The 23508-nt window shown below is 62.8% G+C and carries 22 protein-coding genes and 1 pseudogene; 16 read left to right on the top strand and 7 right to left on the bottom strand.

What is annotated here, in order from left to right; genetic code table 11:
- The first annotated feature begins 49 nt into the window (after positions 1-49).
- From GNZ12_RS01205 to GNZ12_RS01180, 6 genes are all read left to right on the top strand, one after another.
- Positions 50-382, top strand: a complete 333-nt coding sequence (locus GNZ12_RS01205) for a UxaA family hydrolase (RefSeq protein ID WP_172308641.1) — start codon at positions 50-52, stop codon at positions 380-382.
- Between the two features lie 42 nt (positions 383-424).
- Positions 425-1738 (top strand): UxaA family hydrolase, encoded by a 1314-nt coding sequence (locus GNZ12_RS01200; protein ID WP_172308633.1) that lies wholly within the window; start codon positions 425-427, stop codon positions 1736-1738.
- A gap of 252 nt (positions 1739-1990) precedes the next feature.
- Positions 1991-3031 (top strand): aldo/keto reductase, encoded by a 1041-nt coding sequence (locus GNZ12_RS01195; protein ID WP_172308632.1) that lies wholly within the window; start codon positions 1991-1993, stop codon positions 3029-3031.
- A 7-nt stretch (positions 3032-3038) separates the two neighbouring features.
- Positions 3039-3869: an amidohydrolase family protein gene (locus GNZ12_RS01190; protein ID WP_172308631.1), complete on the top strand. Its 831-nt coding sequence runs from the start codon at positions 3039-3041 to the stop codon at positions 3867-3869.
- Between the two features lie 55 nt (positions 3870-3924).
- Complete coding sequence (locus tag GNZ12_RS01185) at positions 3925-4668, top strand: SDR family oxidoreductase (RefSeq protein ID WP_172308630.1); 744 nt, start codon at positions 3925-3927, stop codon at positions 4666-4668.
- Between the two features lie 62 nt (positions 4669-4730).
- Positions 4731-5579, top strand: coding sequence for an ureidoglycolate lyase (locus GNZ12_RS01180; RefSeq protein WP_074289083.1), 849 nt, complete (start codon positions 4731-4733; stop codon positions 5577-5579).
- Between the two features lie 188 nt (positions 5580-5767).
- Here the strand turns inward: GNZ12_RS01180 and GNZ12_RS01175 are convergent, their stop codons facing one another.
- Complete coding sequence (locus GNZ12_RS01175) at positions 5768-6202, bottom strand: PaaI family thioesterase (RefSeq protein WP_172308629.1); 435 nt, start codon at positions 6200-6202, stop codon at positions 5768-5770.
- 268 nt (positions 6203-6470) lie between these two features.
- On the opposite strand from GNZ12_RS01175, the gene GNZ12_RS01170 reads away from it, so the two are divergent.
- On the top strand, positions 6471-8093 hold the full coding sequence (locus tag GNZ12_RS01170) for a methyl-accepting chemotaxis protein (protein WP_172308628.1): 1623 nt from the start codon (positions 6471-6473) through the stop codon (positions 8091-8093).
- A gap of 123 nt (positions 8094-8216) precedes the next feature.
- Here the strand turns inward: GNZ12_RS01170 and GNZ12_RS01165 are convergent, their stop codons facing one another.
- A complete protein-coding gene (locus tag GNZ12_RS01165) occupies positions 8217-8420 on the bottom strand; it encodes a cold-shock protein (RefSeq protein WP_007178724.1) in 204 nt (67 codons plus the stop codon).
- A gap of 219 nt (positions 8421-8639) precedes the next feature.
- On the opposite strand from GNZ12_RS01165, the gene GNZ12_RS01160 reads away from it, so the two are divergent.
- Positions 8640-8915 (top strand): hypothetical protein, encoded by a 276-nt coding sequence (locus GNZ12_RS01160; protein WP_172308627.1) that lies wholly within the window; start codon positions 8640-8642, stop codon positions 8913-8915.
- 53 nt (positions 8916-8968) lie between these two features.
- Here GNZ12_RS01160 and GNZ12_RS01155 read toward each other — a convergent pair whose 3' ends face one another.
- The gene (locus GNZ12_RS01155; protein WP_172308626.1) at positions 8969-10078 is read right to left on the bottom strand and encodes an AGE family epimerase/isomerase; all 1110 of its coding nucleotides are present in this window, start codon (positions 10076-10078) and stop codon (positions 8969-8971) included.
- Between the two features lie 337 nt (positions 10079-10415).
- Here GNZ12_RS01155 and GNZ12_RS01150 point away from each other — a divergent pair, with 337 nt between their 5' ends.
- The 6 genes from GNZ12_RS01150 to GNZ12_RS01125 all read left to right on the top strand — a co-directional run bounded on the left by GNZ12_RS01150 (position 10416) and on the right by GNZ12_RS01125 (position 15685).
- Positions 10416-11804, top strand: coding sequence for a hypothetical protein (locus GNZ12_RS01150; protein WP_172308625.1), 1389 nt, complete (start codon positions 10416-10418; stop codon positions 11802-11804).
- Positions 11805-12179: 375 nt separating this feature from the next.
- Positions 12180-12338, top strand: a complete 159-nt coding sequence (locus GNZ12_RS01145) for a hypothetical protein (protein ID WP_172308624.1) — start codon at positions 12180-12182, stop codon at positions 12336-12338.
- 432 nt (positions 12339-12770) lie between these two features.
- On the top strand, positions 12771-13082 hold the full coding sequence (locus tag GNZ12_RS01140; protein ID WP_172308623.1) for a hypothetical protein: 312 nt from the start codon (positions 12771-12773) through the stop codon (positions 13080-13082).
- Between the two features lie 187 nt (positions 13083-13269).
- Entirely contained in the window at positions 13270-14145 is an 876-nt protein-coding gene (locus GNZ12_RS01135) for a 3-hydroxyacyl-CoA dehydrogenase family protein (RefSeq protein WP_216673055.1), read from the top strand.
- Between the two features lie 325 nt (positions 14146-14470).
- Positions 14471-15082, top strand: coding sequence for a flavin reductase family protein (locus GNZ12_RS01130; RefSeq protein ID WP_172308621.1), 612 nt, complete (start codon positions 14471-14473; stop codon positions 15080-15082).
- A 168-nt stretch (positions 15083-15250) separates the two neighbouring features.
- A complete protein-coding gene (locus GNZ12_RS01125) occupies positions 15251-15685 on the top strand; it encodes a cupin domain-containing protein (RefSeq protein WP_172308620.1) in 435 nt (144 codons plus the stop codon).
- A gap of 4 nt (positions 15686-15689) precedes the next feature.
- On the opposite strand, the gene GNZ12_RS01120 is transcribed toward GNZ12_RS01125, so the two are convergent.
- Positions 15690-17138 (bottom strand): polyhydroxyalkanoate depolymerase, encoded by a 1449-nt coding sequence (locus GNZ12_RS01120; RefSeq protein WP_172308619.1) that lies wholly within the window; start codon positions 17136-17138, stop codon positions 15690-15692.
- 219 nt (positions 17139-17357) lie between these two features.
- On the opposite strand from GNZ12_RS01120, the gene GNZ12_RS01115 reads away from it, so the two are divergent.
- On the top strand, positions 17358-18011 hold the full coding sequence (locus tag GNZ12_RS01115; protein ID WP_172308618.1) for a glutathione S-transferase family protein: 654 nt from the start codon (positions 17358-17360) through the stop codon (positions 18009-18011).
- A 110-nt stretch (positions 18012-18121) separates the two neighbouring features.
- Here GNZ12_RS01115 and GNZ12_RS01110 read toward each other — a convergent pair.
- The 3 genes and pseudogenes from GNZ12_RS01110 to GNZ12_RS01100 form a co-directional block, all read right to left on the bottom strand.
- Positions 18122-18922 (bottom strand): annotated as a pseudogene (locus tag GNZ12_RS01110) (methyl-accepting chemotaxis protein); the annotation flags it as partial.
- A 143-nt stretch (positions 18923-19065) separates the two neighbouring features.
- Positions 19066-21465, bottom strand: coding sequence for a heavy metal translocating P-type ATPase (locus GNZ12_RS01105; RefSeq protein WP_235993512.1), 2400 nt, complete (start codon positions 21463-21465; stop codon positions 19066-19068).
- A 115-nt stretch (positions 21466-21580) separates the two neighbouring features.
- Positions 21581-22252 (bottom strand): FMN-binding negative transcriptional regulator, encoded by a 672-nt coding sequence (locus GNZ12_RS01100; protein WP_172308616.1) that lies wholly within the window; start codon positions 22250-22252, stop codon positions 21581-21583.
- A gap of 295 nt (positions 22253-22547) precedes the next feature.
- Here GNZ12_RS01100 and GNZ12_RS01095 point away from each other — a divergent pair.
- Positions 22548-23508, top strand: a 961-nt coding sequence (locus GNZ12_RS01095) for a DUF1254 domain-containing protein (protein ID WP_172308615.1), incomplete at its 3' end; no start/stop codon positions are given.

Raw genomic sequence — 23508 nt, 5'->3', positions numbered from 1 at the left:
GAGAACTCACTTGACCAGCCGCTCATTGCAAATGATGCAATCAACGCAAATGCCGAACGCGCCCGAGACATCGCAAACCGACCAACGCCTGATTCTGCTCAGCCCTGCGGATAACTGCCTGATCGCGGCGGCGCGTCTCGATGCGGGCACGCAAGTCGAGATCGAAGGCGAGCGCGTGACGCTCACCAAAACCATCGACCTCGGCCACAAGGTCGCGCGCCATGAACTCGCGAAAGACGACAAGGTGCTGCGTTACGGCGCAGTGATCGGTCACGTGACCGAGGCGGTGGTGCGCGGTGCGCATCTGCATACGCACAACCTCGAAAGCGACTACCTGCCCACTTATACGCACGACGCGGGCCATGAGTTCGTCCATCACTGACTTGGGCACAATGACGTGGCCTCGCGCCGCGCTGGAATCATCATGACTGACACTTCCGCAGCATCCGCCGCCGCACAGCAGCCCATGCTGCAAGGCTATCTGCGCCGCGATGGCCGAAAAGGCATCCGCAATGTGGTCGCGGTGGCGTATCTGGTCGAGTGCGCGCATCACGTTGCGCGCGAGATCGTCACGCAGTTTCGCGAACCGCTCGATGCGTTCGACGATCCTTCAGCCGAGCGCGAACCTCCGGTGCATCTGATCGGCTTTCCCGGTTGCTATCCGAATGGGTACGCGGAAAAGATGCTGGAGCGGCTCACCACGCATCCCAACGTGGGCGCGGTTTTGTTCGTGTCGCTCGGATGCGAGAGCATGAACAAGCATTACCTCGTCGACGTGGTGCGCGCGAGTGGCCGTCCCGTCGAAGTCCTGACGATCCAGGAAAAAGGCGGCACACGCAGCACGATTCAATACGGCGTCGACTGGATTCGCGACGCACGCAAGCAACTTGCCGCACAGCAGAAAGTGCCGATGGCGCTGAGCGAACTGGTGATCGGCACGATTTGCGGCGGCTCGGACGGCACCAGCGGCATCACTGCGAATCCAGCGGTGGGCCGCGCGTTCGATCATCTGATCGACGCGGGCGCAACTTGCATCTTCGAAGAAACTGGCGAGTTGGTGGGCTGCGAATTTCACATGAAAACGCGCGCCGCGAGGCCGGAACTCGGGGATGAAATTGTCGCGTGTGTGGCGAAGGCGGCGCGTTACTACTCGATTCTTGGGCACGGCAGTTTTGCCGTCGGCAATGCGGACGGCGGTCTCACCACGCAGGAAGAGAAATCGTTGGGGGCGTATGCGAAAAGCGGTGCGTCGCCGATTGTCGGCATTATCAAACCCGGCGACGTTCCGCTGACAGGCGGCCTCTACCTCCTCGACGTCGTACCTGACGGCGAACCACGCTTCGGCTTTCCGAACATCAGTGACAACGCGGAAATCGGCGAACTGATCGCCTGCGGTGCGCACGTGATTCTGTTTACGACCGGACGCGGATCGGTGGTCGGCTCGGCGATTTCGCCAGTCATCAAGGTGTGCGCGAACCCCGCGACGTACCGCAATCTCGCCGGCGATATGGACGTCGATGCAGGCCGCATTCTCGAAGGCCGCGGCACGCTCGACGAAGTCGGCCGCGAAGTGTTCGAGCAAACGGTCGCGGTGTCGCTCGGTGCGGCGTCGAAATCGGAAACGCTCGGTCATCAGGAGTTCATCCTGACGTACAAGACTTTCGACCCGGTGGGCCCGGCTTGTTTGCCGTCGAACGCTGCACCGCCGCATCGGGTTGTTGCGATCGAGCCGCACTGAGCGGTCTATCATTATTCAATGCCTGATCGATCTGGCGGACATTTGCGCGGCCATCAATGCGTCGGGCAAACATCGTCAGCACGTGTTAAAAACATAAATGGGATCGGAGTAAGAGCTTTGCATGGGACCGGAATAAGCGCTTTAGCGCTAACTCCGGTCGACAGCTAAAGCGCTAACTCCGATCGACAGCTTTGCATGGGACCGGAGTAAGCGCTAAAGCGCTAACTCCGATCGACACAGGAGACGCAGTCCATGACGGCAAAGGTCGGTTCGAAGATCGAACAGCGGCGCGGCATCGGCCGCAGCGCACTACAAGTGACCGGATTGGGGCTCGGTACCGCGCCCCTGGGCGGCCTCTACCATGACCTGTCCGAAGAAGAAGCGCACGCAACCATTGCCGCTGCGTGGGACGCAGGCGTGCGTTATTTCGACACCGCGCCGCTTTACGGTCACACGAAAGCCGAGCACCGACTGGGTGATGCATTGCGCGGCTATCCGCGCAGTGAATACGTGCTGTCGACGAAAGTCGGGCGCCGCTTCGTGCCGCGCACCACGCCCTACGACGGCAGCGAAGGCTGGCAAGACCCGTTGCCGTTCCAGGCGATTTATGACTACACGCACGACGGCATTCTGCGTTCGTTCGAAGACAGCCAGCAGCGCCTTGGCCTCATCGATATCGATATTCTTCTCATACACGACATCGGCCGCGTCACGCATGGCGACAAGAACCCCCATTACTGGCAGCAACTGACCGAAGGCGGCGGCTTTCGTGCGCTCGATGATCTGCGGTCCTCGGGCGCAGTCAAGGCGGTTGGCCTCGGCGTCAATGAAGGCGCGGCCATACTCGACGGGATGGCCGAATTCGATATCGATTGCGCGTTGCTCGCGGGCCGTTATACGCTGCTCGAACAGACCACGCTCGACGACCTGCTCCCAGCATGTGAACAACGCGGCGTCAGCATCCTGTTAGGCGGCGCGTTCAATTCGGGCATTCTGGCGCGCGGCGTCGAAGGCGATCTGAAATTCAACTATGGTGACGCGCCACCCGAAATCATCGAACGCGTCGCGCGGCTCGAAACGGTGTGCCGGGTACATGGTGTGCCGCTTGCTGCCGCGGCCTTGCAGTTTCCGTATGCGCATCCGGCGGTCGCGAGCGTGTTGACCGGCGCGCGCAGTGCCGACGAATTGCGTGAGAACGCCGCGTCGTTCGAGTTGCCGATCCCCGCGGAGTTGTGGTCCGCGCTACGTGACAAGGGCTTGCTCGACAGCCGCGCGCCCGCACCAGAGGATTGATTTGACGATGCATATCGACGCGCACCAGCACTATTGGGACCCCGCTCGCGGCGACTACGAGTGGCTCACGCCGGAACTGAAAATCCTGTACCGGCCGTTCGGTCCCGCCGATCTCAAACCGCTGCGTGAAAGAGCGGGCATCGAGCGGACGGTGGTGGTGCAGGCGGCGGCGACACTCGACGAAACTCGTTACTTGCTGGACATCGCGCGGCATGAACCGTCGATCGCCGGTGTGGTCGGCTGGGTGCCGTTGCTGTTGCCCACAGCGCCGGCTGTGATCGAAGCGCTAGCTCATGAGCCGAAATTCAAAGGCGTGCGGCCGATGCTGCAGGATTTGCCGGACGATACGTGGATTGCCAACCCGGATCTCGCGCCCGCGATCGAAGCGCTGATCGCGCACGACCTCGCGTTCGACGCGTTGATTTACGCGCGGCACGTCGAGCCTTTCGAAACGTTCGCGGCGCGATTTCCTGCGCTGCGCATCGTTGTCGATCACGGTGCGAAGCCGCCGATCCGTTACGGTCGCGCGGGTTGGCCCACCTGGGCCGATGCGATCACCCGGCTCGCAAAGTTACCGCAAGTGCACTGCAAGCTGTCGGGGCTCGTCACCGAAGCGTCGCCTGGTTGGACCGAAGAAACGCTTCGAACCTATGTCGAGCATCTGCTGAAGTCATTCGGTCCCGCGCGTTTGATGTGGGGCAGCGACTGGCCGGTGCTCGATCTGAACGGCGACTATCTGCTCTGGCACTCGGTGGCGAACACCTTGCTCTCGTCGTTGAGCGACGACGAGCGTGAAGCGGTTTTCGGCGGCAACGCCGCGGCGTTTTATCGACTTTGATGTGACGAAGACGAATGACGAACACAAGCGAAAGCCCATTCAACTGGAGTCGTACATGACACAAAGACTGGCCGGCAAGACGGCCCTGATCACCGCGGCAGGACAAGGCATCGGTCTCGCCACCGCGGAACTGTTCGCGCGCGAAGGCGCGCGCGTGATCGCCACCGATATCCGCACCGACGGACTCGCCGGCAAGCCGGTCGAAGCGCGCAAGCTCGACGTGCGCGACGGCGCGGCGATCAAGGCGCTGGCCGCTGAACTCGGCGCGATCGACGTGCTGTTCAACTGCGCGGGTTTCGTGCACGCCGGCAACATCCTCGAATGCAGCGAAGAAGATTGGGACTTTGCCTTCGATCTGAACGCGAAAGCGATGTACCGCATGATCCGCGCGTTTTTACCCGCCATGCTGGAGAAGGGCGGCGGGTCGATTATCAACATGTCGTCGGCCGCGTCGAGCGTGAAGGGCGTGCCGAACCGCTTTGCATATAGCGCGTCAAAAGCCGCGGTGATCGGGCTGACCAAGTCCGTTGCTGCAGACTTCATCACGCGTGGTGTACGCTGTAACGCGATCTGCCCGGGCACGGTAGCATCGCCGTCGCTCGAACAGCGGATCGTCGAGCAGGCCAAGGCGCAGGGCGCGACGCTCGAGGCCGTACAGGCGGCTTTTGTCGCGCGTCAGCCGATGGGCCGCATCGGCAAACCGGAAGAGATCGCCGCGTTGGCGCTGTATCTCGCGTCTGACGAATCGTCGTTCACCACCGGTCATGCACATGTGATCGACGGCGGCTGGTCGAACTGACGGACGCTGAAAGCTACTGACATACGAACCGAATACCACTGAACGTAAAGGGAAGTGCAAAGATGAAACTGCTTCGTTATGGGCCGAAAGGCCAGGAAAAGCCAGGCTTGCTCGACGCACAGGGCAAGATTCGCGATCTCTCCAAAGTGGTTGGCGATATCGACGGCGCCGCGCTGACTGACGAAGGCCTCGCCAAACTGCGCGCGATCGATCCGGCCTCGCTGCCGGTCGTGGAAGGCAATCCGCGCATGGGACCGTGCGTCGGCAAGATCGGCAAGTTCATCTGCATCGGGCTGAACTACGCGGACCACGCGGCCGAATCGAATCTGCCGGTGCCGTCGGAACCGGTGATTTTCAACAAGTGGACGAGCGCGATCTGCGGCCCGAACGACGACGTCGAAATTCCGCGCGGGTCGAAGAAGACTGACTGGGAAGTCGAACTCGGCGTGGTGATCGGCAAGCCCGCGAAATATATCGACGAAGCCAACGCGCTCGATTACGTCGCCGGTTACTGCGTGATCAACGACGTGTCGGAACGCGAATGGCAGATCGAACGCGGCGGCACGTGGGACAAGGGCAAGGGCTTCGATACGTTCGGTCCGATCGGCCCGTGGGTCGTGACGCGCGACGAAGTCGCCGATCCGCAAAACCTGAGTCTGTGGCTCGAAGTGGACGGCCACCGTTATCAGAACGGCAGCACGAAGACGATGGTGTTCGGCGTCGCCAAGCTGGTGTCGTATGTGTCGCAGTGTATGAGCCTGCAACCGGGCGATGTGATTTCGACCGGCACGCCGCCGGGCGTCGGCATGGGCGTGAAGCCGAATCCGGTGTTCCTGAAGCCGGGCCAGACGATCCGTCTCGGTATTGAAGGTCTCGGTGAGCAGACGCAGAAGACCTACGCGGCGGAGTGAGTCGCCCGCCTGATCGAAAAGCGTTGGTGATGTGAAAAGTGAAAAGGCCGTTCCCGCTTGATGCGGGAACGGCCTTTTTTATGGGGCACCCAATAGGCATCCAGGCGCATGAGTCCACGAGCGACCTGTTGATAGACCTGCCTGTCCTAGGTATGTCTCTACTACGCGCTGACACGAAACGCGCTCGTTCAGCCCACCGGTTCGTGCTCGCCGTTGTCGCTAATGCGATTAACCGTGCCCTGTGCAACGGCGACGAGCTTCTCGCGGTTACCCTCCGTCACATACACGTTGCACTGACAGGTCGCCTGAAGCCGGCCCGCATAGACGACCTTCGCCCGCGCGATCAGCATGCCGTTCACCGCCGGCCGCAGATAGTTGATCTTGTACTCGCCGGTCACGACCTTCGGCCCGAGTGACAGCGCACCGGCGAACGTCAGCGCATTGTCGGCGAGATAGCTGATGACGCCGCCATGCACAAAGCCATGCTGCTGCCGCAGTTCATCGCGGATCGGCAGGCATAGCGTCAGTTCGTCGGGGCCCGTGTGCATCAGCTCGGCGCCTAGCAGCATGCTGAACGGCTGGGCATGCAGTGCGCCGCGGGCCCGGTCGAGGATGTCGGTCATCGTGATTCCTTCGGGCGTGGCCCGCAGTGGCATCTGCACTGGCGTGCGGTGTGCAGTCCCTACCCACTCTAGGAAGCGCCGATGCATCACGTCAAGGTGAATCCGAAATATCTGCGCGGCATTGTTGCGCAATTTGACGGGAATTGCGGAGTTGGCCGATGAAAAGGGGATGTAAGACGATTTTTGCCGATATTGATCTCAAGCAAAGTTCGGCCTTGCCGTTAACCCTGACGTAGCTCCCGTCATTCTTTGCTTTCAGGTGTTCACGATGTTCAGCAAGATCAAGGTCGCATCCGGCCTGTTGTGTGTTCTGGCCGCGTTCTGCGTTTTCCAGCTTGTCACGGTGGGTTTGGGGTTCTGGTCGCTTACGCGCACGCACGACGACGTGGGCGATCTGTCGAACATCGCCTTGAAGCAGGTGGATGCGGTCAATGAAACGACCCGGCATCTGATGGATGCGCGCATCAACCTGTCGCGCGCCGGTACGCGCATGGTGCGCGGTGGTGGCGAGCCGGCCGACATCGTGCAGCACGCCCGCGAACAGCTGACGGCGGCCGATCAGTCATTCGGCGCCTTCATGAGCGCGCAGAAGACCAGCGACGAAAATAGCACCCGCGCTGCGGCGCTCGCTGAGCGCTATAAAAAGCTGCACGACGCGCTCGCGGAACTGGTGCAGTTTCTCGACGCGAACAATATCCAGGCCTTCCTCGACCAGCCGACCCAAGGCTTCCAGGACGCGTACCTCACCGAGTCGCACAACTTCGTGCAATTCGGCGACGCTGCGAGCCGCGCGTCGCTCGATTCGATCGACGCACGCATGACCCTGTTCCGCGGCGTCAGTATCGCGATCCTGTTGCTGCTGGTCGTCGGGACGTTTGCGGTGTATGCGGCGCTGCGCCGGGGCGTGGTGGCGCCGCTGGAAGAAGCCGGCCGTCACTTCGACCGCATTGCGCAAGGGCGCCTCGACCAGCCGATCGCTTCGCGCGGCACCAATGAAATCGGCCGTCTGTTCTCGGGCCTCGCAAAAATGCAGGCGAGCGTGGCGCGCACCGTGCAAACCGTGCGTGAATCCGCCGACTCGATTCACCTCGGCGCGGACGAAATCGCCACCGGCAATGCCGATCTGTCGGCTCGCACCGAGAACCAGGCAGCGTCGCTCGAAGAAACCGCGTCGAGCATGGAGGAACTGACCGCCACGGTGCGCCAGAACGCCGATCACGCCCGGGAAGCCAATGCCCTCGCCGAAACCGCCCTGGAGGCGACCTCGCGCGGCAGCGAGGTGGTCAACGAGGTGGTCGACAAGATGCGTGGCATCGCGCAAAGCTCGGACAAGATCGCCGAGATCATTTCGGTGATCGACGGCATCGCGTTCCAGACCAATATCCTCGCGCTGAACGCCGCCGTCGAAGCGGCGCGCGCGGGCGAACAGGGCCGTGGCTTCGCCGTGGTGGCGGGCGAGGTGCGCGGGCTCGCCCAGCGCAGCGCGCAGTCGGCGAAGGAAATCAAAACGCTGATCAGCGAATCGGTCGCCGAGATTCAGGGCGGCTCGGCGCTGGTCGAGCATGCGGGCGAAGCGATGAGCAACGTTTCCGCATCGATTTCGCGAGTCACGCAGATGATGGCGGAGATCAGCGCGTCGTCGCTCGAGCAGAGCACGGGCATCGAACAGGTCAACCAGGCGGTGGTGCAGATGGACGAGATGACGCAGCAGAACGCGGCGCTGGTCGAGGAAGCTGCCGCAGCGGCAGCCTCACTGCATCAACAGACGCAGCAACTGAAGGAGGCGGTTTCCGTATTCGAAATTTCGGAAACTGTGTTGCGGATGCAACAAATGGACGACACGCGAGGGCAAACGGCGGGGTTTGGGCGGTCGGCGATGCGGGCCATTTAAATCGTACAGACGCCGCACGAGCGCCCCAAAAGAGTGCATCTACAAAAGAAAATGGCCCGCCGAAGCGGGCCATTTTGCATCAGACGCAAGCGCCTAAGCGTGCCTCAAAGTACCTGTTGGTACTTAGGCCGGCTGGATGTTCGCAGCTTGCTTGCCCTTCGGGCCTTGCTTGACTTCGAACGTCACTTTCTGGTTTTCCTGCAGGGACTTGAAGCCGCTGCCTTGAACTTCCGAAAAGTGTGCAAACAGGTCTTCGCCGCCGTCGTCCGGGGTGATGAAGCCAAAGCCCTTTGCATCGTTAAACCACTTCACAGTACCTGTTGCCATTTTTAATCCAGTAAATGTTGTGTGTTGCATTCGCGACCGCTATTTCTCAACACGAGATCGAGCGCGAAGTACGAGTTGTATCACGTCTTTATGATGGACGCCAATCAACAAGTATTCGGGTATTCCCCTGATGGGGCCCTTTTGGGGCCCAGAAAGCATTTTGGAGGGGTGCCCCAGCCCGTAGGGTAGACTGCTTGTATTACACGTCCAGGAAAAACATTGACACATTATCAGCAAGAAGAACTCACCTCGTTCTGGAGTCGTTTGACCCCCTATCTCGCGATACTGGAGTCGAAATTACCTCAAGTAGACGCTCCGGACCCGGTCGGCCGTATCACGGTCGATACCGACGACCACCAGGCTTTCGCCCTTCACACCACCGATAAAAAGCCGCACGGCGACACATCGGAAACCCCCACCGGACAAAGCGCGACCTACACGCGATTTAAAACTGCCGGCGCCGATTGGGGACCTTGGCAACGCGAAGCATATTGAATGACCGGTCAGTCGGCTTTTAACGCCGATGTCCGGGAGACGGCGGCCGGCGCTTAGCCCGGCAACGCGTCATAGGCGGTCGCGAGGTGATAGGGGGTGGTCGACGGCATGTCGGCACGCGCCACGTCACCGGCGGCCGTTTTGCATTCGAACCAGCCTTGCGGTCGCAGGAAGCGTTGCCGGAAAAGCTCGATTTGCCGCGGCAGTGCGGCGAGCGCAGCAGGGTCGTCGTGGCTCGCCAGTGCGCGCAGGTATTCCGTCTGAGCCCAGATCCGCTGCGTGGCGTCCTTGACGCGTCCAGTTTCGTCGAGCGAGGCGCACACGCCGCCCGTCTGTGGATCCACGCCATGGTGCTGCGCGAAGCTGAACGCGCGCGTTAGCGATTCGTCGAGACCTGAGGCCTCGAACAACGCGCCCGCCTGCTTGACCAGCCAGAACCATTCGAATTGATGGCCCGGTTCCAGACGGTTGTCGTCCGCGCCGATCGGCAATTCGGCGATGCAGCCGGTCAGGGCATGCACGAAATGATGCGCGACCGCGCCGGCAAGACGGCGCAACGGGGCGTCAAAGGCGTTGTCGCGCGTGGCGTCGCGGGCGGCCAGCCAGGCCTCAGTCAGGTGCATCAAGGGATTCTGGATCGGCGCGCCGGTGACGCTGGCGAAGTCGGCGGTGAGCGCGGCGTTGAACAGATCACCGTCGGCAGCGAAATGCGACTGGATCAGGGCCGACGTGCGATGCACGACTTCCAGCGCGTCGCGGTTGCCGGAACGGCCACCGTATTCCGCGCAGGCGAACACCACGAACGCATGCGTGTACAGGTCTTTGGTGGTGTCGAGCGGCGCGCCTTGCGCATCGACGCTATAGAACCATCCGCCGTGGCGTGTGTCCTGAAAAGTGTGCATCAGCGAATCGAATAGCACCTGGGCATGCGCCGCATCGCCTGCTTGCGAGAACACGAACAATTGCCGCGCGCACGCCATCGCCCGATAGCGTTCCGCGGGCAACGGCTCGGGACCCTCGGCGCTGACCGCTTCGTACGGCAGCTTCAGCGCGGTGTTGAAACCGGGCCCGCGCCACAGCGGCAGCACCACACGAGTGAAGTGATCACGCAGTGTGGTGGCGAGCGTGATCGTCGAAGCGGTGGAAGGGGTCATGCTCTGCATAGTTCGGTTGGTCAAGCGCGGTCATTCGAAACGCCTGCGGACTTTGGCTCTCGCTGCGGCGTGCGGCCAAGCATAAAGCAAACGGCTGCCGCTGACACTCCGTCACAGATGCGGAATACGCTTTACCGAATGTGAAGCGATCTGCGCACGCTTGCGTCAGCGGCACGGTGTCAGGCAGTTCCGGCAGGACGAGGTGTCGTCTTAAAAACGGAAAAACGTCGGCGAATGGCTTCGGCAGGGGCGGGCGGCCATGCGACAATGCGGTCTCGAAAAATTCCAATGGCATTGACGAGCGGTGCTCGGCGCCCGCTTTCCGGCGACGACCGCTTTTTTCTCTATGGCAGATTCCGCAGCATCCACGCAGTCCCGGCCTCCGCGCGCCGCTTCGAAGAAGCGGCGTCAGGCCACCGTCTCGACCGAAACTGAAAACAAGCTGGCGCGCGCCGCGCGCTCGGCACAACGTCTCGCGCAACTGAGCGATGCCTCACGCGACGACAGCACGCTCGACCTGTTCCCCGACGATCCCACCCGCGCCACGCTGGAGGCGATGAATATCGACGTCCGGCAAGGCACGCTGCATGGTTTTGAATTACCCGATGTCGTGCTGGCCGCGGTCGGCGCGATCGACGCCGATGGTGTGCCGCTGGAGGCAAGGGCGACGCGCCGCGCGCCTCGTGCCACGAAGTCCGATGAACCGGCGCCAGTGAATGCGCAATTGAGCGGGTTGGAGACGGAGGCCGTGGAGGCCACGATGTCGCCTGTTGGCGAGCTGGCTTTCGAAGATTCGAAGTCAGCCGCAGAGGCGCCGGCCGATGAGAAGCCGACGGCATCGGCCCGTGACGCGGCTGTGCCGCTCACGCCTGCGATGGCGGCGGCGACCGTGGCGCGCAGCGTGACCGCGCTGCGTCAGGCGGCCGAGCCGGGTGCCACGACGACAGAGACAGCGACTGCATCGACCTTGGGCGGTGGCAAGCCGCCTATGCCACCGCAGCGCTTCGCGGCGACCTTCGCGAAGGCGACGACGGCTTCGCGAGAAGCGGCAGGCGCCGAACCCGCGAATGCGGGAGCGGAGCGTGCGTCGTCCTCGGCCGAGTCCGCGTCTGCGTCTGAATCCGAGTCTGGCGCGGTGGCTGTTGAGCCGAGGCCGGCCGTCAAGGCGTCTGGCAATGCGTCTGCATCTGCGCCCGCAAACGCATCCGCATCGTCATTTGCGCATGCAAACGCCGCCTTCGCTGCGCCCTCCTTCCGGGAAGCCCAACGCGCCGAAGCTGCCGCGGCAGCGCTGCGCGCCGCGCCTGAACTCGACCGTGCGCGTGCGACGGCCTTTGCCGATACCGTCGATGCTCTGTATGGCGTGATCGCCGACCAACGCCTTGCCGCGACCGATCATTCGCGCCGCATGAAATGGATGCTGTCGATCGTGGTGGGCGCGTTGCTGATGACCGTCGCGATCGGCATCACGCAGACCGTGCTCCTGATGCGCCTGACGCGTGAAACCACCGCCCAGCAGCACCGCATCGAACAGATGATGCAGAACCAGCAGGCCGCCATGGCCAGCTTGCTCGACACCCACATGGCGATGGCGAACGCTGCGGGGGCTAATGCGGCTTCCGACGCAGCCGCAACCGCGGCTGCTCAGACAGCCGCGGCGGCCACGCCCGCTCATGCCAAACGTGGCGCGCGAGCACAGCACGCGCACAAGCCGAAAGCAGCCAATTCGCACTGATCTTCAGTGACCGCCGCGCGGACGCTGCCGGGGCTGATCGTGTCCGTCAACAGCGCGACATTGATGCGGGCGGAGAGCGCCGCGGCAGGCGCGGTCGATGCCGCCGTGGTCAACCCTCGCAAAAGCGTGACGAGCACGAAACCCACGCGCAGCAGGAAGCCGCAGTCGACTACGCTTCAGTAGTCGGAAGCTTTTGACCCTGAAATATGAAAAACAGGGACGTTGTCATGATGCGACGCACCATGGACAAAAAACCTGTGACAACACACCACACCCGAGAAATTGCTGCATTGCACTAGCTTTTGCCTAGGGAAAACCCTATAATCCTTCTTAAGGGAAAACCCTAGCAAGCACAGTAACCAACCGGGAGTCGCTATGAGCTTCATTCTTGCATTGTTCCAAAAGGCCCGGGGCCTCTTTGCGTCGCCCCATCTGGAAATGGATTTGGACTACTCGTACGCAGCGCGTTGCAGCGAAGCCGAGCGCCAGCGCAAAGCGCAAGCTACGTTTTTCGGCATCAAGCTGATTGACTAAAAAGCAAAGTCGTACGGCCTGAGCGCGGACCACCGCGCATGGGCGCGCACATTGAGTGCGCCTCGCATCATTGAAGCCACCGCCCGCGAAACGCGTGCCGTGGCTTTTGTTTTTGGTGCGGTGCCCACCAATCCCGTCTTTCCGAATATTTCCCGGCCGAAATGAATGTAACGGCGGCTGACACGGTGCCGCCGTGCCATTCCGTCGATCCATCGCGCATGCGCTGTAGACGGGCGGCGAACGCCGAAAGGGTGGCCAATCATCAGTCCCTTTCTACGAAATGTGTGCTTACAAGTGCTCACGTCTCCATGCGGTTTGCGCCGCTAAAGTTGGTCTCAAGCGTACGGCGTCTGGTCCGAACCCAAAATCGCGGTTCGATGCCGACCGAACACGGGCGCTGGCTTGATACAAAACTTTGCATGGGAGGTCACTATGAAAACCTTTAACAAGACATCGCGTTCGATTATTGCAACCTTGCTGGCGGGCGGCGCGTTGCTCGCAGCCGGTAGCGCTTTCGCCGAGGAACGAGTGGTCGTCGAGAATGGTCCGGGACCGGCGGTTTACGGTCAGCCGCACATGATGCCGGTGGACGTGTCGATCAACATCGGCTGGCATGGCGATCGTTACTGGGACGGCCATCGCTACTGGGCGCACGACGACTGGATGCATCATCATCCGCACGACTACGATCCGCATCACCACGACGACCACGGCGACCATCGCCCGCCGCCCCCGCGTTACTAATGCGCGTATGACGGCGCCGCATGACGCGGCGTGAAGTCCACAAAGCCGGTCCTTCCTCGCGGAAGACCGGCTTTGTCACGTTCGGTCTTGAAAACGGGCACGCTGCGCTATGCTTGAAAGCTTTCATCGACGGTAGCAGGGGCGCGGCGTGGACAAGGCAGTCATAGGCGTAGTGGGCACGGGATTGATGGGCGTCGGTATTGCGACGCAAAGCGCATTGCACGGGCACCGGACGATCGTTCACGACGTCGACCCGGCGCGCCTCGCGAGCGTTGCGCCGAAGGCGGAAGCGGTGCTCGACGAACTGATCGACGCCGGACGCATCGACCACGCTGCCAAACAGGCGGCGCTTGCGCGCATCGAGACGCATGCGCAGCTCGACGTCATGGCGTCGGCGCGATTCGTGATCGAGGCGATTCCCGAGGTACTCGAACTGAAGCATCGCCTGTATGCGTCGCTGGCCGGATTGATGGCAGACGATGCGATTCTCGCGAGCAACACCAGCGGTTTTCCGCCCGATCAACTGGTTGCTCCGCTGCGCGCGAAGGAGCGTTTTCTGATCGCGCATTTCTGGAATCCGCCGCACATGATCCCGCTCGTCGAAGTCGTGCCGGGTACCGCGACCGCGCCGGAAGTCACTGAACGTACCGCTGCATTGATGAGCGCGATCGGCATGGAGCCGGTGGTGCTGACGAAGGCGATTCCGGGTTTTGTCGGCAACCGGCTGCAGTTCGCGGTGCTGCGCGAGGCGTTGAACATCGTGCGCTCGGGCGCGGCGACGCCTGATGTGGTCGATCGGGTCATGAAGGCGTCGCTCGGGCGCCGGTGGGGAATCGTCGGGCCGCTCGAGGGCGCGGACATGGGCGGGCTGGACACTTTCCTCGACATCTCCACGCATCTGATGCCGGAACTTGCTAAAGATGAAGACGTGCTTGATCTGCTGCGTGAGCAGGTAGACGCGGGGCGCGTCGGCGTGCGTAGCGGCGCAGGTTTCTATGAATGGGACGAGGCGCATTTGGCGCGAGTCAAGGAAGGCCGCAAGCGGGTGATTAGTCGCGGTTAATGGCGCGGCGCGCGCACAGCTTGAAGGGGACTCTGGAATCCGACTAATCATGCCGTCGCAGCTGGCCCATCGGGTTACTTCTCAACCCAACCTGTTCGGCAAAAATACAGTCCACAGCCTGTCAATGCCAAATACAGGTCTTAGCCTGTAAATCCGGCTAACGGTCATGGGTGGGCTCAACGAATCCGGAGAGTCCACCCATGAACGGGAAACACAAAATCCGGCGTAGCCGACAGCCGCACTTCTCCAAACCCGCCCCCTGCAGCCCCAGCGAGTCTGCGGTATAAATACCTCCCGCCTCACCCGCAAACGCCCAACACAAACCATGTCCCACTACTTCTACGACCCCGCTGCCGGTCACGGCCTCCCGCACGACCCGTTCAAAGCCATCGTCGCCCCGCGCCTGATCGGCTGGATTTCCTCGCGCGCCACTGACGGTACGCTGAACCTCGCGCCCTACAGCTTCTTCGGCGCGTTCGCCAGCTTCCCGCCGATCATCGGCTTCTGCAGCGAAGGCCGTAAAGACAGCATCGCCAACATCGAAGCCACCGGCGAATTCGTCTGGAATCTGTCCAGCAAGCCGCTCGCCGAGCAGATGAACCGTTCCTCGGCGCCGGTCGCGCCGCACGTCGACGAATTCGAACTCGCTGGCCTCACGCCTGCGCCGGGCCGCAATGTCGCCGTGCCGCACGTTGCCGAATCGCCGGCCGCGCTCGAATGCAAACTGCTGCAAGTTGTGCGTTTGCATACCCTCGACGGCAAGCCGATGGACAACTACCTGTCGCTCGGACAAGTGGTCGGCGTCCATATCAACGAGGCCTATCTGAAGGACGGCCTGTTCGACACGCACGCCGCACAGCCGATCATGCGCGCCGGCTATCGTGCGGATTACGCGGGAATCGGCGCGATGTTCGAGATGTTCCGCCCGACCGCATAAGCACCCAAAGCGTTTGAAGCACCTCACGCCGTGCAATGCGGCGCGGTGCCCACCTGATCGCCTCCGCGAAACGCATAGTCACCCCCGCAAACTGGCCCGCTTGATGCTTGCAACCGACGCTCCAACGCGTCGTTTTCAACTGCCGGCTCACTCTCCAGGAGCGCGATCATGTCCACCGAATTCGCCACGCAGTTCAGCCATGTCCGCCCACAAGACACGCCCTACGTGGATCAGGGCCTACGCGACTTTTTTCTCTACCGTGATTTAGGCATCGCGCAAGCAACCGGCGGCAAGGTGCTTGCGCAGCTCGTCAAGGCGAATCACGCACCAGAGCAAGGCACCGGTTGGCACCGCCATGAGGCCGATTTCCACATTGTGATCATGCTGAAGGGCTGGGCGCGCTTCATGTACGGCGACAAGGAGACGCTCGTCGCCGCTGGCGATTGCGTGCATCAGGCGCCGGGCATCGTCCACTATCTGTTCGATTACTCTGAAGATATGGAGTACATCGAAATCGTGTCGCCGGCCGACTTCAAGTCGATCGAAGTCGAAGGTCCGTGCGAAGTCCCGGCGGTGCAGCCATGGAAGAGTGTCGCGGCTTGACTCACTATTGCGTCGCGGGTGGCCGCCGGCGCGGCGCCCGTGACGCCTCCTGCTGCGGCTTGGCGGCGGAGCCGGCTCCATTCGGCGCGGCAGTAGTCGCGCCGGTATCTATTTCGACGTCGACCACTGCAGCCGCAGCCGGCGCTGCCGCCGTCACTTCAGAAGCCGCTGCGACCGACATCGGCTGAATCGTGCGCGCCCGCGAACTCACCACCACCGCACGCGGTTCGTTGTCGTAAATCACGGCCCGCACGCGCGGATAAATCTGCCGCTCCCACCGATGCCCGTTGAACACACCATAGTGCCCCACACCGGTCTGCACATGATGCGTCTTCAGATACGGCCGTAACTTGTCGCACATATCCTGCGCGGCGAGCGTCTGCCCCACCGCGCAGATATCGTCCTTTTCGCCTTCCACGGTCAGCAGCGCAGTGCGGCGGATCTTCGAAGGCTCCACGAGCCGCCCCTCCACCTCGAGCTCATGCAACGGTAGCGCATGCCGCTGAAAAACCGTATCGACGGTCTCCAGATAGAAATCGGCCGTCAGGTCCATCGTCGCGAAGTATTCTTCGTAGAAAGTGCGGATCGTGTCGGCCTTCGCCGGATCGCCTTTTGCGCGCTCGTAATGCATGGTCTCGAACGAGTCGAGATGGCGGCTAAGGTTCATCGACATGAACGCAGTCAGCTGCACGAAGCCGGGATACACGCGACGGTGCGCGCCCGCAAAACCGAACGGCACCGCGCTGATCAGGTTCTGCTCGAACCACTCGATCGGCTTGCTTTTAGCCAGTTCGTTGACGCGCGTCGGGTTGATGCGCGTGTCGAGTGGCCCCGCCATCAGCGTCATGCTGGCGGGCTGCGCGGGGTTATCGTCGGAGGCCATGAGCGCGACCGCGGCCAAAGCGGCGACCGTCGGCTGACACACCGCCAGCAGATGCGCGCCCGGTCCGATCGTTTCGGTGAAGTCGATCACATGCTGCACGAATTCGTTGAAGCCGAAACGGCCTTGGCTTAGCGGCACGTCGCGCGGGTTGTGCCAATCGGTGATGTAGACGTCGTGCTCGGCCAGCATCGTGAGCACGGTGCCGCGCAGCAACGTCGCGAAGTGGCCGGACATGGGCGAGATCACTAGCACGCGCGGTTGCGGATGCGAAAGCGTGGCGTCCTTACGGAAATGCAGCAGCGAACAGAACGGCGTGTGCGCGACCACTTCCTCGACGATCTGTACGGGATTGCCTTCCGTCACCACGCTATCGATGCCGAACGGCGGCCTGACAGGCGTGAGTCCAGCGAGGGTCAACAGTTCGCAGGCCGCGCGTATCGAGCGCCCATGCGACGTGTCGCCGAACGCGGGCCAGGCGTCGAGCGAATGATTCACCAGCGCAGCGCCGTGCCGCATCGGCAGCATCATGTCGGCGAAAGCCTGGTATGTGGGATATGCGAACAGGTTCATAACCTTCGCACGAGTGCAGGAAAGGAAGGAACCCGAATAGAGGCAAGTCATGTGCCAATCATGCAGTCGTACTGGCGCGGCCGTCCCTGCACGTTGGCATAGCATTTGCGCGAGTCATGGAAGCGGGCCGAAATTGCCGCGCTTTGGTGCGTCCGCGCACGGCAACGTGCATGCGCATCGTCAGGCGTCGGCTGAACGCCTCATCTGGAGGAGAACCGTATGACGAAAACCACGCTCACTATCAGCAGCAAGAATTATTCGTCGTGGTCGCTGCGCGGCTGGTTGCTGACTAAATTCAGCGGCCTGCCGTTCGAAGAGATCGTGATGCCGATCGACGATCCCGCCGCGCGCGCCGAATTGCTGCTGCTGTCGCCGTCGATCCTGGTGCCGTGCCTCTTTCACGATGGCATCAAGATCTGGGACACCATGGCGATTGCCGAATACCTGAACGAGTTGACGCCGGAAGCGGCGCTATTGCCCAAAGACGTCCGCGCGCGAGCGCATTGCCGCTCGATTTGCGGCGAGATGCATTCGGGTTTTGGTTCGCTACGCTCGGCATTGCCGATGAATCTCAAAGCGCATTTCCCGGGCTTCAAGGTGTGGGCGCGGGCACAATCGGATATCGATCGCATCGTGACGATCTGGAGCGAGTGCCTGAAGCAGTACGGCGGCCCGTTTCTGTTTGGCGAGCGTAGCGCGGCGGACGCGATGTACGCGCCGGTGGTGACGCGTTTTGTTACCTACGACGTGAAGCTGGATCCCGAGATTGTCGAATACGGGCAGCGCATCATGGCGCTGCCTGAAATGCAGCAGTGGATCGCGGACTCGCAGCAGGAAGTGGAGGAGATCGACGAACTGGATGTCGAGTTTTGATGAGAGCGCGGCATCGCTATTGCCACTGCCGTTGCGATCACCGTTGCCGGTAGCGGTGGCATTGAGGGCGGCGGCTCGGCAACCCGCTTCGCCAAACCAAACGCTACACCTCAATCCCGCCCGGCTTCCAGCTTGAACACGCTCACCACCTGCGCAAGCCGTGCAGCCTGATCGCGCAACTCGGCGGCTGCGAGTTCGGCCTCGCCGACGATCGTCGCATTTTGCTGGGTCGCCTCGCCAATCTGCGTGACAGCAAGGTTGACCTGCTCGATGCCGCCCGATTGCTCGCGCGACGCAACGCTGATCTCCGCCATGATCGCGCGCACCTGGCCGACCTGGTGAACGATGCCCTGCATCGTCGAGCTGGCTTCCTCAGCAATCCGGAAACCGCTTTGAACGGTCGCCGTGGAGGCGGCGATCAGGCCTTCGATTTCCTTCACCGAAGCCGCGCTGCGCTGCGCGAGCGCGCGCACTTCCGACGCCACTACCGCAAAGCCCCTGCCGTGTTCGCCCGCGCGCGCCGCTTCGACCGCAGCATTCAGCGCAAGGATATTGGTCTGGAACGTGATGCCTTCGATCACGCTGGTGATCTCAGCGATCTTCTGCGACGAGCGGCTGATCTCGCCCATTGTCGAGACCACGCGTTCGACGGCGCGGCCGCCTTCGAGCGCGGCATCGGCGGCATGCGTGACGAGCGTGTTGGCCTGCGCGGCATGGTCGGCGTTCTGCTGCACGGTCGACGTGATCTCTTCCATGCTGGCCGCCGTTTCTTCGAGGCTGCTCGCTTGCGTGGCAATGCGCGCGGCGATGTTGCCGCTGCCGGTAGCGATCTTTTCGGTGCCTTCCGACATGTCCGTCGATGCATTGCGCACTTGCGAAACAATCCGCGCGAGGCCTTCGCCGATGCCGTCTTCGACCGACTGGATCTCCTTGTCCACGTTCACGCCCACGAACAGCGCGCCGATCACACGACCACTCGCGTCTGTGATCGGCCGATTTGCCCATATCTTTAGGGGTTTCGAAAGCTTTACGTAATATGGCGACGCATATACCGTCAACGTCCCGACGCGCCGCGCCAGGTGCGCAGCAGGAGCGCATTGGTGACGACGCTGACGCTCGAGAACGCCATCGCCGCGCCGGCCAGCATCGGGTTCAGCAAGCCGAAGGCGGCGAGCGGAATACCGATCAGGTTGTAGACGAACGCCCAGAACAGGTTCTGCTGGATCTTGCGCCAGGTCCTGCGCGAAATGTCGATGGCGTCGGCCACCAGCGCCGGGTCGCCGCGCATCAGCGTAATGCCGGCCGCCTGCATCGCGACATCGGTGCCGGTCGCCATGGCGATGCCGATGTCGGCGGCTGCGAGCGCGGGGGCATCGTTGATGCCGTCGCCTACCATCGCGACGATGCCGGTGCTGCGGATTTTCAGATCACGGATCACGCGGGCTTTGTCGTCAGGCAAGACTTCGGCATGGAATTCGGCGATGCCGAGCGCCTCGGCGACGCTCGCTGCGCTGCCGTGGTTGTCGCCGGTGACGAGCACGCTTTTGATGCCCATTCGGGTGAGCCGTTCGACGGCTGCGCGGGCAGTCGGTTTGACGGTGTCGCCGAAGGCGATCAGTGCGAGCGCGGTGGGTTCAAGCGGTGCGCGCTGCATTAGCCAGGAGACCGTGTTGCCGGCCGCTTCGAGCTGTTTGGCGCGCTCGGCGAGTTGCGTCGGTAACGGGATGCCGAGTTCGTTGAGCCAGCGCGTGCTGCCGAGCGCCAGGGTGCGGCCATGCATGTCGGCTTCGACGCCGCGCCCCGGTACCGCGCGTGCGGCGCTTGCCGTCAGTGTTGCAACCTTCGCTACTGCTGCAGAAGCTGAAGCGCCCAGCGCGCTATCGACCTGCGCCTCAATGCCGCCATTCGCCGACGAGTCAGTAGCCGCTAATTCGTCTCGCAGATTGCCCGCTTGTGCCGCTTCATACGCCTTCACCACTGCCCGCGCCAACGGATGATCGCTATGCCGCTGGACGGCCGCGGCGAGCGCCAAGGCCTCGTCGCGCCCGATGTCGCCGATCGCCTCGAAAGCCGTCACCGACGGTTGCCCGAGTGTCAGCGTGCCAGTTTTATCGAATGCGACGATAGTCACCCGATGCGCGGTTTCCAGCGCCTCGGCGTCCTTGATCAGCACGCCGCGCCGAGCGGCGACGCCGGTGCCCGCCATGATGGCTGCTGGCGTCGCCAGTCCGAGCGCGCACGGGCACGCGATCACCAGCACGGCGACCGCATTCAGAATTGCAGTTTCCCCACCCGCGCCGGCAATCAGCCAGCCCACCAGCGTGAGCGCCGCAATCGCCAGAATCGCCGGCACGAAGATTTCGCTGACGCGGTCGACCAGTCGTTGGATCGGCGCCTTCTCGGCCTGCGCGCTTTCCACGAGGCGGATGATTCGTGCGAGGGTCGTCTCCGCGCCGATCGCTGTGGTCGTCACCGCAATCGCGCCTTCGCCGTTAATCGAACCGGCGGTGACCGGATCGACGGCCTGCTTCGGCACAGGTAGACTCTCGCCGGTAATCAGCGATTCGTCGATATGAGTGCGGCCTTCGAGCACCGCCCCGTCGACCGGCACGCGTTCGCCGGGACGCACGATCACGACTGTGCCGACCCGCACTTGCGCGAGCGGTACTTCGCGTTCATCCGCGCCGACGCGAATTCGCGCGCGGTCGGGGCGCAGCGCGTTGAGTGCGCGGATCGCATCCGTGGTCTGGCGCTTGGCACGCGCCTCGAGCCATTTGCCAAAGCGCCCCAGCGTAATCCCCACCGCCGACGCTTCGAAATACAGATGAGCCATGTCGCCCGGATGGGTCGCCAGTTCATAGACGCTGATGCCATAAGCCGCCGACGTGCCAAGCGCCACCAGCAAGTCCATATTCCCGGCGCCGGCCCGCACCGCACGGTAGGCCGCGCGATAGAAGCGTGCGCCGAACACGAACTGCACGATCGAGGCGAGGGCGAATTGCAGCCATGGGGAAAGCATCGCGTGCAAGCCGAACCATTCACCGACCATCGGCAGGACGAGCGGCAGCGTCAGCACGGCGGAGGCGAGTACGGCCGCCAGTTCGCGGCGGGTCTGGCTGCGTTTGCTGTCTGCGGCGGTGGCCAGGGCGGCAGTGTCGCTGACGGACGCCGGTGCGTCCGGCGGCGCTATCAGCGTCGCCTCGTAACCGGCTTTCTTGACGGCTGCGATCAGCGCGTCGGTGTCGGCACCAGCGCCCGAGGCCGCGTCGTTTGGATTGACGGTTGCCGTTTCGGTCGCCAGATTCACCGATACGCTCGCGACGCCCGGCACTTTCGCGAGTGCCTTCTCCACGCGCATCGCGCACGAGGCGCAGGTCATTCCGCCGATGTCGAGTTCGGTGGTACGGGGGGGCGTAGCGTCCGCGGGACGCCGCGGCGTGGCAAGTTCGGTCATGGTAGGCAAGGCTCGTAACGGCATCAGGCCGCATCATGAACCGAGTATTGACCTTCCCATGATGGGAAGGTCAAGGATGTTTTTGTGGCGCGCTACGGTTGTTGAGCAATCAGGCTCAGAATGCCGGCGGCGCGTCCAGCATGGCCTGGCCGACTGCCTGCTGTTCGTCGCTGGTACGTGCCAGCAGGGCTTCGGCCGCGCCGCGCCGGTCGGCGGCTTCCTTGTTCTGGCCGAGTTTCCACTTGCCGACCAGTCGCGTGACCTCGATCTCGAGACCGACGATCGCCCCCAGCATCTGGGCGATATAGTCGGCCGGCGCGTCGCCCATCTTCCACGGCACCGGTTCGCCCGCTTCCATCTTGCGCGTGAGCCGCGCGACCAGGCCGCGCACGAACGCCTCATCGTCGCGCACGACGATCCGGCCGTGCGCGTGCACCACCATATAGTTGTAAGTCGGCACCTGACGATGCGTCTCGTGCTTGCTCGGATACCAGGTGGGCGAGATGTAGGCGGCTGGGCCCTGGAAAATGACGAGGGCTTCCGGGTTGGCGGCGACTTCCTGCCAGACAGGGTTGGCCCGGGCGACGTGGGCGCGGAGGATGCCGTGGGTGTGGGCGGGCTCAGCTTCGCCCCCTCCGGGGACTACCTTCGCGTCGAACTCGAACGGCAAATGATTCGCATCGAGCCCATTCGGCCCGTGGGTAATCAGCGCGCCGAACGGCTGGTCGGCGATCAGTCGGTGGAGAACCTCTGGACGGTTCTCTTCAAAATGGGCGGGCATATACATAAAACGCTCCGGATACAAAAGGGCGACGAGTGGTCGGTAAGGGCGGTCAGCAAGGCAAGAACCCGCGCGCGAAGGGTCAAAATCGTCAACCGTACTGCAAATGGTGTCCGTACGCTCATTACAACGCGCTATTCCTGCCTTTGCGCTTGCCTGGCGAACAAGGATACGATACAACCCGATGTTGTCGGCATCGCGAGCCGCAGACTGGCTGCGCTCGGCTTAGGGAGGCCACGCAAACAGGTTCCGCTGCGCACCGACGTTTTCCCTAGGACCGCACGTTCTGCCACCTGAACGAATGATAAAAAATCGCCAAGAACTGTTTTCGCTTCGCTGGACCTGCGCATCGCTCGCAGGCCTCGCATTTCTGGCTGGTTGTGCGTCGACGCCGTCCACGACGCAAAAAACCACCGGTTGGATCAAAGACGAAGTCGCCGATTCGTATGTGTTCGGCTATCCGCTGGTGCTGATGGGCGTCGCGCGCGACGCGGCGGTCGGCACCGATCCGGGCCAGGCGCCGATCAATACGCTGCGTCACGCGCAGGCCTTGCCGCCGATCGGCGCGGCCAATCCGCTGCAGCCGAGTCTCGACACGCTCGACTCGACCGGTTGGCTGGACGTCGGCAGCGAGCCGGTGATCGTGTCGCTGCCCGACTCGCACGGCCGCTACGTCGACGCCCGCGTGCTCGACATGTGGACCAACGTGGTGTGGTCGACCAACTCACAGTTCGCCACCCGTGCCGCAGGCATCAAAGCGCAAACGATTGCTTTCGTCGGCCCGGGTTGGCAGGGCGATCTGCCCAAGGGCGTGACGCGCGTCGACGTGCCGACCCGCAACGCATGGATGAGCGTGCGCATCCAGTCGAACGGCACCCGCGACCTGACGGCGGTGCGCAAACTGCAGCGCGCTATCCGCGTCGCGCCGCTGAGCGTCTATGCCGGCGACACGCGCTCGGTATCGATTACGCCGCCGCACAGCAATGCCGCCGATGCCGCCGCCGCGGCCGCTTCCGGCACGCCGGCCGCGCAGGTCGCCGCGCTCGACGCGAATGATTTCTTCAGCCGGCTCGCGCAGGCCTTGCCGGACAATCCGCCGACGCCGGCTGATCCGCATGCACTGAAAATCCTTTCTGACTTCGGCGTGACGCCTGGCGATCCGGTGACGCTGCCGAGCGCACCCGAGGCGATCGCCGCGGGTCTGGCCGACGGCCACCAGCGTGTCGTCACGCCGCCGTCCAATCTGCTGAGCGGCAACGGCT

It is taken from the genome of Paraburkholderia solitsugae (assembly GCF_013177695.1).
Lineage (GTDB): Bacteria > Pseudomonadota > Gammaproteobacteria > Burkholderiales > Burkholderiaceae > Paraburkholderia > Paraburkholderia solitsugae.
Note: the sequence above shows the minus strand (reverse complement) of the source record. Positions and strands in the feature narration are given on the sequence as shown.